The organism is Congregibacter variabilis (assembly GCF_045689235.1).
Lineage (GTDB): Bacteria > Pseudomonadota > Gammaproteobacteria > Pseudomonadales > Halieaceae > Congregibacter > Congregibacter variabilis.
The window spans coordinates 3,727,232-3,739,658 of record NZ_CP136864.1; the positions used below are offsets into that span (position 1 = coordinate 3,727,232).

General features: G+C 50.8%; 5 protein-coding genes. All 5 read right to left on the reverse strand.

Annotation, left to right across the window (positions count from 1 at the left end):
• The 5 genes from R0135_RS16765 to R0135_RS16785 all read right to left on the reverse strand — a co-directional run bounded on the left by R0135_RS16765 (position 1) and on the right by R0135_RS16785 (position 12,372).
• Entirely contained in the window at positions 1-3,090 is a 3,090-nt protein-coding gene (locus R0135_RS16765; protein ID WP_407348051.1) for a triple tyrosine motif-containing protein, read from the reverse strand.
• Positions 3,091-3,105: 15 nt separating this feature from the next.
• Positions 3,106-7,521, reverse strand: a complete 4,416-nt coding sequence (locus tag R0135_RS16770; protein ID WP_407348052.1) for a two-component regulator propeller domain-containing protein — start codon at positions 7,519-7,521, stop codon at positions 3,106-3,108.
• Positions 7,522-7,695: 174 nt separating this feature from the next.
• Positions 7,696-8,412 (reverse strand): hypothetical protein, encoded by a 717-nt coding sequence (locus R0135_RS16775; protein WP_407348053.1) that lies wholly within the window; start codon positions 8,410-8,412, stop codon positions 7,696-7,698.
• 151 nt (positions 8,413-8,563) lie between these two features.
• Positions 8,564-10,495, reverse strand: coding sequence for a S8 family peptidase (locus R0135_RS16780; RefSeq protein ID WP_407348054.1), 1,932 nt, complete (start codon positions 10,493-10,495; stop codon positions 8,564-8,566).
• A gap of 47 nt (positions 10,496-10,542) precedes the next feature.
• Positions 10,543-12,372 carry a putative bifunctional diguanylate cyclase/phosphodiesterase gene (locus tag R0135_RS16785; RefSeq protein ID WP_407348055.1) on the reverse strand — a complete coding sequence of 610 codons (1,830 nt, stop codon included), beginning with the start codon at positions 12,370-12,372 and terminating at the stop codon, positions 10,543-10,545.
• Positions 12,373-12,427: the final 55 nt, after the last annotated feature.

Sequence of the window (12,427 nt, forward strand, 5' to 3'; positions counted from 1 at the left end):
TTAGAGTGAAGTGTCTGCTTGAAACAGCAGCTTAACGCTTAGGATGTTGCCGGCATCGTAGTCTTCAGAGAGTTCGCCCCCGCCAGACTCCATAAGATGGAAGGTCAGTGGCAGAAGGTGCTCAAGTGCATTTGTATCATCACCTTTTAGGCCGCTGTCTTCGATACGCAGCTCGTAGCTGTACTCGTTGTTCTGTGTAAGTGTTGCCTTGGACATGCTTATGAAAACTAATGGATCCATGAGGTTTTCGAAGCGTCGGCCTGTAATCGCCAGTTCCAGTGCCTCTTGTATCACCAGGCCAATGTATACCGCGTGTTCCAGTGGAACTGGGCTTTTGCTTACGTCGTTGCTTATTATTGCGCGCGCCGCAACTTCGTTGCTCGCAGCAAGCCGGGCAGCAATCTCTTCGGTCACCGCATGAAGGTCTGTACGCTCTTGGCTTGTGGTTCGGTCGGTAAGTGTTTGGAGTGTATGTAGCGTTCGTAGCTTGCCCACAAGTGCCGAGATGGCATCGTGCGAGTCAGTGCCCGCAAGCTGAGCCATGAGTGCAGTCTCTACGACGTCCAGCAATGATTTTGCTGAAGGGGCGCGTCGGAGCAATAGAGTCTCATTGGCTTCTCGTTGTGCCTGGTAGTCGTCTTCGAGTCTTGCGAATGCTGCGCTGCCTTCCTCTGCGAGCTTGAGCCTCTCTTCATGCGCGACATGCCGATCGTTTATCCGTTTCAAATACAAAAGGGCTCCGAGAGCTAAGGCAAAGTAAGCAAGAAGCGCCCACCATGATCGCCAAATCGGAGGCAGGACCTCAACAGGAAGGCTCACCTCGTTGTCACTCCAAACACCTGCAGAATCAGCACCTCTCGCTCTAAAGGTGTACTTGCCTGGGGGGAGGTTTTGATAGGTAGCGATGTTGGCGTTTCCGGAATCTCGCCAGTCGGTGTCGAAACCTTCGAGTTTGTGTTGATAGGTTGCCGTTTGAAACCAAAGCATCTGCCTTAAACCGAATTTAAATTCGATCTTAGTCGCTCGATCACTAACCTGTAGTAGCCATTTTTTGCCCGCAAAATTTTCCCTAATCTTAAGTTGGGTCTCGTTCAATCGAACACTAGTTAGGGCTACCGACCCAGATCGCGGTTGTGGGTATCCTCCGGGGGTATGTATCCTTAGCAGACCCCCGGTGCCTCCAAAGTAAACGTTCCCCCGATAGTCGGTGTGAGATGCGCCGTAGTCAGCAGCTATTGCATCAACTCCATCGGTTCGCACTTGAATATTGAACTTCTCGTCATTATGCCGGAGCCAGAGCCCACTACTTGTCGCTATCCAGGGTCTGCCGAGAAAATCAACTTCAATGGCAAAAATAGTTTCTTTGACAGACCCTGACCAAACGGGTGAGACTTCTTTTAAGCTAACATCCTTTTCTCTATACAGCATGACCTCGCCGCCCGGTGTGGCGAGAAACACTGCGCCATCTATGTCGGCCATTGCCCACGAGCGGTTTGCATACCTAGATACTTCAATGCCACCTGGTGCTTCTGAGGTAAGTTTCTTAATCGCGCTCAGCGGGGCGGTCCACGCCCCCTCTAAGTCAAAAAACCAAGCTAATTCAACGTCTGTTTCCACAGCAAGGAGCTTGGAATTTTCACCGTCAAGCTCGAAGAGCAAGTTGACCGCCAAGCTGGTTTCCGAGTTTTTCACTATAAAAGCCTTGCCATTAAGCGCGGTGACTAAGACAGCTGATCCCAATGCGGATGCCTTGGATATGGATGTTATGGGTGACTTGCTGAGTTGAACCTCTGTGGCGTGATTGCATGAATCAAAAGCCCCTATGAACTCACAGCGCAACAGGCGCCCATCTCCAAAGCCTACCCATAATTCGGAGGTAGTTATCTCTAGGGCTGAAACAGTTGCGTGCGTTCGACTCAAGTCGATAGCCGCAAATGAAATACCGTTATCGTGTTGGATTTCGCGATACAACCCTTTCTTAGTGGCGACGAACGTCCCGGCACCGGCCGCACTTGCTATCGCTACGATCGTGGGCTTTCGCTCGAATGGAAGTCGATTGACTGAAATGAAAGGGGACTTTGTTGCATGCATAAGCCCAACAAAGCTACCAATAACAATATTGTCCTTAGTAGCTTCATCTACAGAAATGACTTCGTCACTTCTCATCAAAGAGTTTTGTGTGGATATCCTCTTAACCGACTGGTTGGCGGCTAAAAGTAAGCCTTTGTCGGTCGAGATTGCCAAGACATTGCTGTCATGCAAAAACCTTACTGCATTGACTCTTGAGTCTGATAAGACATTTCGTAATGACTTGGGCGTCTCTTGGCGTGTGCATTGTTCGCCGTTAATCAGTAACCGGTGAAGTTCCCCAAAGTTGTCGCTAACATAAAAATGGCCATCCGGAGTCTGCGTTGAACTGTTCAGCTGCGCTAGTTTTAGATCACACTGAAGATTTTTCTGAGGTGCGAATCGATCGACTTGCCAAGCAAGACGAACTACGTAGCCGTCAAACAACACATAGATTTCACCATCCCTGGAGGCAAGCAGACCACTTGCGACATTGTTGTTGGCACGCGTATCAATTATTACTTCACTGACGTTTGTTGTGCTCAGCGTCAATGAGAAGACTCGGTTATCGGCGAGAATCAGAGCAACGTTTCTCTCTGAGGAGACTGTGACTGCATCGATTCTGCCGGTTTTTGTTTCGGAATTGATGTCAAATATTGACTCGAATTGGTCTCGATCGGGGGATATTCTGTATACGCCGTCTCTGATCGTGAAGAGATAGACCGATCCGTCACTACCTCTTACGAAGTCGATAGCTCGTTTCAGCGGTAACTCATCGTTATGTATCCAGCGGATAGGTTTGCGTTCAGTTCGTATTCCATCAAATAGGAAGATGCCCTCAGTTGAAGCTATCCATAGTTCTCTGGGGGAGGTCTTTTTTATGAGGGTGATTGTATGATTCGATAGGATTGACGTTGCGCTTTGAGACTCGACCCGCCATTCATTCCAAGTTTCCTCTCCAAAGCAAGCGTTACTGATACAACAGAAAGCAAAAGCAGCAATTGAAAGGGCTTGAAAATTCAAGAGAACCAGGGGTTTTTAGTACTCATTAGCTATCCTCCACACTTCACGTTCGAAAGTAACTAGTTCGTGGCGAGTCCAATCGTGTAAATCGATATCCACGGAGTTTGTGGCTCGCTTTGCGTCTGCCTCAATACTTGCATACTTATCTCTTATTCTTTCCGCCCCCATGTTTGCACACATGGATTTGATGGCATGGGCACACAAGCGCAGTGATTCTGTATCGTTACTTGAAACAGCGGTTTCCGTCTGTTTCAGCTTTTCTTCAAGTTGATCCGAAAACCCCGTCATCAAACTCATTAAGAGAGACTTTTGTGGGTCATTTTGCAGAGCAAGAAGTCCGTTCAATACGTCAATGTTTACAATATCGTTGGTGTCTGTTTTCCCGTTCTCATGCTTGGTTTTTTGGGTGTCTTCTGCTGCTTGAGTCGCTGTGCTGAGTGCAGAGTCAGCGTTCCTTAGTTCTCTCGGTCGCCGCAGTTGTGGAGCAGCTTCATCGACCACGGCCACTATTTCCGAATAAGTGAACGGCTTGCCAACGAAGTAATCCATACCGACTGCCAAACACTTTTCTATCTCTTCTTTCGATGTGCCGGCGCTCAGCGCTATGATTGGGGTTGCGTCCAAGCCGTGCTCTTGTTCATGACGTCTAATAGCCGTCGTAGCTTCATAACCATCGACGTTAGGCATTTGGCAATCCATGAAAATCAGGTCATATCGTTGTTTCGTAAATGCTCTAATTGCCTCGCGGCCGTCATTTGCGAAATGAGTGTCGAGCCGGCCTTTTGACAACATCTCGCGAATGATTTGCTGGTTGACGGGTATGTCTTCAGCCACAAGCACTTTGCCAACTGCACTTTCATTAGGGGTTTGCGTGGTTTCGTCCGCTAGTGCTCCGTCATCGGTATGGTCGACAACGGATTGCACGTCTTCAAAACAGATAGGCAGATGCAATCCGTTTTTGAGTGAGCGTAATTGAGTGTCGACGCCGTAGTAAAGGATTTCGAACTCGCCGTCCTTGCGCGAAAGATCGTCCGCTGGTTGAGTCCATCCATAGGGCAATAAAATCGGAACGCCGGGCGGCGAGTTGGGCATTTTGTCGACGACTGTGACTCTACCGTAACGCTTAAAGTGGTTTGCTACCGACTTAGCCTCAAGACTACCATTGTCAATTACAATTACCTCACGGTTCGCGAACTCAGTTATCTCTGGTCCGATAACTTTGGTCGGAATCTCAATTGTCACCGTTGTGCCCACGTGCGGCGCACTCTCTAAGACGACGTGGCCATTCATTAGCTCTATGAACTGCTTGGTAATCGATAAACCGAGTCCAGTCCCCCCGAAGCGTCGGGTCGTACTTGCGTCTGCTTGAGTAAATTGTTCAAAGACTCTGGATTGTGTTTCTTCATCCATTCCAATGCCGTCGTCCTTAACGCTTATTTTGAGTGTTACTTCATCTTTTTCGTTTGCGTCGATTACAGCACTAACTTGAATTCTGCCTTCGGCGGTAAATTTGATGGCATTTCCAATCAAGTTGGTCAGGCACTGGCCTATCTTCTTTTCATCGCCATATATCTTGGAGCTGCAATTCGTCACTGGGTATGAAAGAAGCCCCAAGTTTTTCTTTTCAGCCGTTACGGACTGTAGTTGGCAAATCCCGTCCACTAGCAAGTTTATGTCGAAAGCGTGATTATCAATTTCTATCTTGGAGGCTTCAATCTTTGAAAAGTCCAAAATGTCGTTAATGATTGACAACAGGTTTTCGCCGCTTTGCTTGGCTGTTTCGGCGTACCGTCTCTGTGGTGGGCTGAGTGTTGTACCAAGCAAAAGATCGGTCATTCCAATTATGCCGTGCATTGGGGTTCGTATTTCGTGACTCATGGTCGCCAAAAACTGTGACTTCGCTTTGCTTGCTTCCTCAGCCGCGGCGGTTGCCACCTCTAGATCAGCAGTTCTTTCCTTCACTTTCTCTTCCAGCTCTTCGCGTGCTTTTAGTTCTAGCCTTTGTTTTTGAAGCTGGCGACGCCATAGCGAGACGACTAGCAGCAAAGTCATTATTCCGTAGCCGGTGTATGCGACACCACTCAGCCACGGGGGTGGTAGTTTTCGTATTGTCAATGCGTCGCCGTTCCAATTCCACTCTCCTGAAGGACTTGAGGCTGCTGTTCTGAGGGTATAGGTGCCTGTCGGCAAAGTGGTGAAAGAAGCGCTATGTTTGTCTTTGCCAATTACCCAGTTTTGATTGAGTCCCTCGAGCATGTATGCGTAATTCACGTTGCCTGGGTCACTAAGCGAGTCGGCAAAAAAATCCACCTCTAGTAGTGTGTCAGTGTGATTGAGCGTGATTTCTGGTGCGATTGGGTTGGTGGTTTTGACTCTTTCGTTCATGACGCGAACTTCTGATATTGATACTTTTGGTCCGGTGCCTAAGCCTGGTAAGTCATCAGGCTGCACTATGCTGTAGCCCCTGTTGCCTCCAAAAATTATTCGCCCATCGCTTGTTCTAAGAGAGCTCCCCACATTGAAGTCTCCATCTTGTAAACCATTCCGATCCCTGAAGTGTCTTACATAGCTGCCGTCTTTCGATAGTCGCGTGAGGCCGGCGTTATGGGCTAACCAAATGTAACCTTCTCTATCTTGCGAAATTCCGGCTATGGAGTCGGATGGTAAAGAAACGGTACTCGAGATGTGACTGAAAACCGCCACGCCTGCGTTTCTGTCCTCGCTTTGCCAAACGTTCACACCATTATTGGTCCCTATCCATAGGTCTCCATCTGCATCCTCAAAAAAGCTGAAAACCAAGTCACTTGAAAGAGAGTTGGTGTTTCCCCGTATGGCTCGAATGGGAAGGAACGCGCCAGTATCTGGTTCAAAAACGTTCAGCCCTGCTTCCGTGCCTACATAGACTTTTCCTTGTGAATCTTCAAACAAGCTAATTACCTTGTCGGTACTCAGGCTCGTAGGGTTGCTGTCATCGTGCATGTATCGAGTGAACCCAGCCCCGGAATCGTTCATCACGTTTACTCCGCCTGGGTACGCGCTGACGATCAATTTGCCACCTGAGGTCCTTAAAATCGAACTGACGCCCATCGCGCCAAGAGAGTTGGGGTCTCGGGAGTCATGAACAAAACGTTTGATTGAGCCGCTCTCATGTGGGATGAAGGCTAGCCCGCCGAGGCGTGTGCCAACCCATATTCCATCGTCTTCATTTAGAAGTGACATCACCATAGGGTCTGGCAAAGCAGGTAGAGTGAGGTCATTGATTAGCCGCAAGACACGGCCATCTTTCGACATGAGATTTAAACCATCGGCAGTGCCCACCCAGATGTCGCCGTTATCATTCTCAGCAAATGCGTTTATTTCTTCGTTCGAAATATCAGAATTTAGAGCACTCACAGTCTTGAAGAGATTGGGTGTTGCTGACACCGGACCAAACAGCGTTCCGATCCAAACTGTTCCATCTTTATCTCTTTCCAAGGCGGTAATGCTTGGTCTGCCCGCGATATCTGATACTGGGCTACCGATTTCGCTGATGGAGTCGGTGTTAGCGTCGTAACGGATCAACCCGGTTGCAGATGCTATTAAGAAAACACCGGGAGAATCCTCAATGATGTCAGTGACTTTGGTATTGCTCACACTGCCTGCCAATATGCTCCCCACCGTCTGCAGTGTTGATGGGTCAATAACTCTGATTCCGTGCTCAATCGACCAAACCCAGAGTAGCCCGGTGCTATCGATGAAGATCCCGGTAGGCTGAACGGTCGGTCCAGCATCTTCGAACAACGTGAATTTTGAGATGCGTTGACGTACTTTTCCCGAAGCGCTTAAGTTGAGTAAACCAGCCTCCGATGTAATTGCCCAAACGCCGTCAGAATTTTCCGCAAAACCGTTGACTAACCCTATGTCTATTAGGGCTGCGCTACCATCAATTACGATGGATAAGTTACGGTTGTTATCGATAATACTTACGGCACCATCGTGCCCAACCCATACTCTATTTTGGGAATCTGTGAAAAGAGAGTAGACGCCGTCGGCAAAATTCTGGCTCTGCTCGGTTCGCTCTGTCCACTCCAGTCCATAAAATCCATCAGATTCGCGATCATAGGCATTTACACCATTCAGGGTTCCAATCAGTAGGAGTCCATCTTGGGTTTCGATGATAGACGTCACCCAGTTGCTAGAAATACTGTTAGGCCGCGAGGCATCAGCTGAGTACTTTCGCAGACCAGTCCCAGTGTAGGCGTGCAGTCCTTCTTGCATGCCTATCCACAACTCTCCGGCGTTACTGATATAGAGGGATTGGACCGTCGTAGAGTCGAGCTGTTCAATAAATGGGGCAGCACGAAAGTCGTAGGATTTTATACGATCTATTTCTGCAGCAAGCGTGTAGTTAGTAAAAGCTGCGATAGCTAACGTTAGCCAGATTGGCCGCATTTTTTGTGGTCCTAGCGTTTTGTTCGAGTCCAATTAAACAGCATTTAAGCGCTAGGTGGAATTCGGAAACTATTAGTTGGGCATTATTGCTCTTTGATCCAATAAAAAGGGGCCGGAGCAAACTAATGCCCCGACCCCCGGCAGGTTGGTTCTATGTAGTTGTGCTACGCGCTGCTAGCGGATGCCCCACTTGTAAGAGCTTTGATCGGCAGTGGCACGGATGCCCCACTTATAAGAACTTTGGTCGGCAGTGGCACGGATGCCCCACTTGTAAGAACTTTGATCGGCGGTCGCACGGATGCCCCACTTGTAAGAGCTTTGATCGGCAGTGTTACGGATGCCCCACTTGTAAGAGCTTTGATCGGCAGTGTTACGGATGCCCCACTTGTAAGAGCTTTGATCGGCAGTGTTACGGATGCCCCACTTGTAAGAGCTCTGATCGGCGGTGGCACGGATGCCCCACTTGTAAGAGCTCTGATCGGCGGTGGCACGGATGCCCCACTTGTAAGAGCTCTGATCGGCGGTGGCACGGATGCCCCACTTGTAAGAGCTTTGATCGGCAGTGTTACGGATGCCCCATTTGTAAGAGCTTTGCTCCGCTGAAGTCACAGTCTCATAGCGCTGAGGGCTACGATTGGCTTTCGAAGTCTCCCAGTCTGCTTGCTCTAGCCCTGCATTTGATTCGGTGGTCATCGAGGACGAGCCTTCTGACACCTTGGCTGCTGGGCTGCTCCAGCTGTAGCCTCGACGTTCAACTTGGCCGTAGAGCATTTCTTTCGCAATGCTGCTTTTTACCGAAGTTGCTTGATCCGACGAGTGAGTCTGCATTGCGCCCATAGCTGTCGCAATCGTTAAAATTGCTGTGATAGCCGAAAGTTTCTTGTTTTTCATAATGACCACGCCTGCCTTCGTAGTTAAAAATTTGTCTCCGGAATCAGTTCCGGCTGGAGTCGGATTTAGTACCGACGTCCTCAATGCAGAAGATAGGCGTGTGTAGTCTGTAAGGGGAGGGTGAGGCTTACCCCGTTTGGGGCATGTAGGATTACTGCTCTTCGGTCGCTAAGCGTTCGATCAACTCTTGTTCTTTGTTGTAAATGCCGACCCAGTCAATAGGGCTGTCGATTGGTTCTTCCTCCAAGCGCTCCAGGTGAGGCACTACCCCCCAGCGTCGAGATTCGGAAAATCCCTTTTCAGTAAGGCGGTTGCTAATCACCTCTGCTTGTCCGGGAAGGTAAGGCGCAACATCTTGAGAAAACACAGCGGGTCCCTGGAAGTGTTCTTCGCCAGCGATATCGGCGTCAATATCAAGCGATCCCTGTTGACAGTCTCTAGCGCCGACCGTGAGTGCTCTTTGGATGTTGATCATGCCTCTACCCTGGGTGAGGGGTGAATAGGCAAAGCGGCCGTCAACTTCTATGGCGGCTTCTGCGCTGCTCAGGAGCATACACTTCAGCTCGTCGTTACCAAGCTCTGGCTCGATTTGCAGCATGAGCGCTACAAGTCCCGATACCAGTGCTGTTGCCTGAGACGTGCCTGTCATCACGAACTCGCCGCTTTGCAAAAGAAACTCAGGTAACTGCCGGCTTAGGGTCGAACCCGGTCTCATGATTCCCGATATGTGGCCGCCCATGGCTACCAGATCTGGTTTGATATGGCCCATGGGAGTGGGGCCTCGAGAAGAAAAGTCAGGGATGTAGTCGTCGTTTCGATCATCCTCGGTCCACGAGTCTGTGACCGCGCCGACTGTTAACAAGTAGGGCAGGTTGCCGGGGGAGCCAACGGTCATAGGCTCCGGGCCTTCGTTGCCGGCCGCCGCGGCAATAAAGATGCCTGCGCGCCAGGCTTGCATAAGCGCCTGATTGACCGGGTCTTCCCAATATGGCCAGCGCGGTCTTGCCGCAAAAGATAGGTTCAGAACCCGAATATTCAGGCGATCCTGGTTATCCACGATCCATTGCACGCCCCGGACTATATCTAAAAAACCTGCTTTGCCGTTCTCACCGAAGGCCTTGACCACGGCAAGCTTTACATCCGGTGCTATGCCCAGATAACTGGGTTGATGTGTCCCTGAACGCGTGACCGACCCGCTGCGCGCCAACACACTCGTCATATGCGTGCCATGACCGCTTTCATCAAAAGCTTCGTCGACCTCCTCACCTTTAATGGCGTCATAGCGCGCCAATACGCGATTTTGGCCATTGGTATCGAGGGTGAGTTCTGAGTTGTCTTCCCACAGCCCGGAGTCGAGTACGGCTACCGTGACGCCACTGCCCGTTATGCCATGACTATGGAGCAACGCTGCGCCACTGGCGTTGGGGTAGTAGCTGTCTTTCGTTGGTTCCAGATAGCTTGGGACTAAAGCCACCTGACAGTCTTTTGCGACATTGGCATGCAGCGTCATCTGGTTTTGGAGTGCCGCAGCCGCGCTGGGAGCTGTGTCGAATTTAAAGTGCACGGCTACGGAATCATTTGCACCGATAATCAGTGGCTTCTCACCAGTCCACACAAGGTCTCGTGGAATGTCGGGCGTTGCGGTAAGTGAGAGAGGGGTACTCCCCCAACGAGCTGCTTCCAGACTACCGAGCTCTTGCGGCCACGCGATCTTGCCCTGGGCGATGACAAGTGGTGCATCATCCTTGTTAAATAGGCGCCAACTGGCTGTATTGGCGTCCCAGCTCAGCTCAATGGCAGCTTTCAAAGGGCAGGGCCCGATATCGGGCGCCTCGGGTTCAGGTTGCCACGCCAGGTCATCGATGACCCTCTGGATGCCCGGGGTGTTCTCTTTAATAGCGCTCAATTGCGCGGCACTCATTCGAGCGCCCAGGGCATTAATGATAGGCAGGTGGTGGGTGATGGTGGCGCCGTGGCTGCGAACGCTCTTTGCTATGACGTCCAGATCTGAACCTTGCAGCATCACAAGCAGTTCATCGTCAGCTGTCGTGCTACCCGCGCTAAACAGAAGCGGGAGCAGCATTAATATGCCAAGAAGCCTGGCTCTGCTCCGAATACGCCGTCGGTGCATCACTCTTTGCCCTTCGACTCCTGCTCTTCCTGCACACGCCTAATCGTTTCTGAATAGTTCTGTGCAATGGCGTTAGGAACATCCTCCGGATACAGAGGACGGGCAAAGTAAAAGCCTTGCATCAGATCTACGCCACGTTTCGCCAAATAGGCGAGCTGCTCTTCGGTTTCTATACCTTCGGCGATAGATCGCATGTTCAAGGTCTTAGCCAATGCAATGATCGCGTCCACTATGGCAGCGCCATCGGACTTGTTCATGTCGGCCACAAAGCTCTGATCAATCTTTAGGGTATTAATCGGGAATCGGCGTAGATAGCTTAAAGAGGAGTAGCCGGTGCCAAAGTCATCCACTGCCAGATCAAGCCCCAGCGATTTCAATTGTGACAGCTTGAGGATGTTGCTCTCCCCATCAGTCATGATGGCGCTTTCGGTGAGTTCAAGCTCAAGGCGGTGCGGATCAAGGCCCGAGCGCCCCAGAAACCCCTTTATATAGTGCAGTAAATCAGGCTGGTTGAATTGCAGCGGTGATATGTTTACGCAAACTCGAAAGCTCGCCAGCCCGATAGAGTCCCAGTAGACACAGTGTCGGGCAACTTCCTTGAGTACCCACTCTCCCAGCTCAATAATTTGTCCCGTGCTCTCGGCGACCGGAATAAAGTCCCCCGGGGAGATCATGCCCCGCTCAGGGTGCTTCCAGCGGACTAAAGCCTCAAGGCTCACCACTGAGCCCGTGACGGTCTCTACCTGGGGCTGATATCGGAGTTCCAGCTGATCGGTGCGCATGGCTTCGCGCAGATCTTCCTCTAATTTGAGGTGCTCTACAGAGCGGGCATTCATCTCTTCGTTGTAGAAGCGAAAACATGCTCGGCCGTCGGCCTTTGCCGCGTACATCGCGGTATCGGCGTTCCTCACAAGACTCTCGGCGTCCTCACCGTCCTGCGGGTACATGGCGATACCAATACTGGGCGTTACCACCGGGTTGTGGGTTTGCAGGGGTATGGGCTCAGAGAGCGATGCCATGATCCTGCGGGCAATGCGCTCTACATCGTCGGTGTGTACGACATCAGCAAGCACCACGGTGAACTCGTCACCGCCGAGGCGCGCAATTTCGGTGTTGCCATCATGCTCGTCTTCGGCGCTGCCTTCGGTGTAGTAACTGATGGCATCGTCTTCTCGTAGTTCATTGATCAGTCTTTTTGAGATTTCTACCAGCAGACGGTCGCCACGCCCGTGCCCAATGGAGTCGTTGATTCGTTTGAAATTGTCTAAATCAATAAACAGTAGCGCTGAGTAGGTGTTGAGGCGCTGAGAGCGCTTAAGAATTCGGTTGAGCTGTTCATTAAAGCTTCTGCGATTGGGCAGGCTGGTCAAAGGGTCAAAATAGGCCAGATAGCGTAGGCGGTCTTCTTGGCGCTTTAGAGAGTTAAAAGCATTGCTTGCGCGCAGCATGTACTGCACATCCCGACCCAATAGGGACCAGTTAACGGGCTTTGTCTTGTACTGCGTGGCACCAGCATCAAAGCCATCATCGATGGATTGTCGATCATCTGAGCCGGTGACGATCATGATGGGGACGTTTTCGCCCTGGGGCATGGCGCGAATTCGGCGGCACACTTCCAAGCCCGTCATGCCGGGCATTTCAACGTCCAGGAAAACCAAATCTGGCCGCTCGCGTACAAAGGCATCCAGGGCATCATGCCCGTCAGCAGCTTCAACGACTAACATGCCCTCAGATTCCAGACATTGGCGACTTAGCAAGCGCACATTCATGTCGTCGTCAGCGACTAGGATCTTGGCGCGTTGCGCTGGCTGGGGGGCCTCATTGGACATAAAATACGATCGTTGTGATAGAAGACAAAGGCTATCATTGTGCCGTTCTAATGCC

Coding starts and splice junctions, on each gene's coding strand:
- R0135_RS16770 (WP_407348052.1), bottom strand. CDS start 7,521: ATGCGGCCAATCTGGCTAACGTTAGCTATCGCAGCTTTTACTAACTAC.
- R0135_RS16780 (WP_407348054.1), bottom strand. CDS start 10,495: ATGCTGCTCCCGCTTCTGTTTAGCGCGGGTAGCACGACAGCTGACGAT.
- R0135_RS16785 (WP_407348055.1), bottom strand. CDS start 12,372: ATGTCCAATGAGGCCCCCCAGCCAGCGCAACGCGCCAAGATCCTAGTC.
- R0135_RS16775 (WP_407348053.1), bottom strand. CDS start 8,412: ATGAAAAACAAGAAACTTTCGGCTATCACAGCAATTTTAACGATTGCG.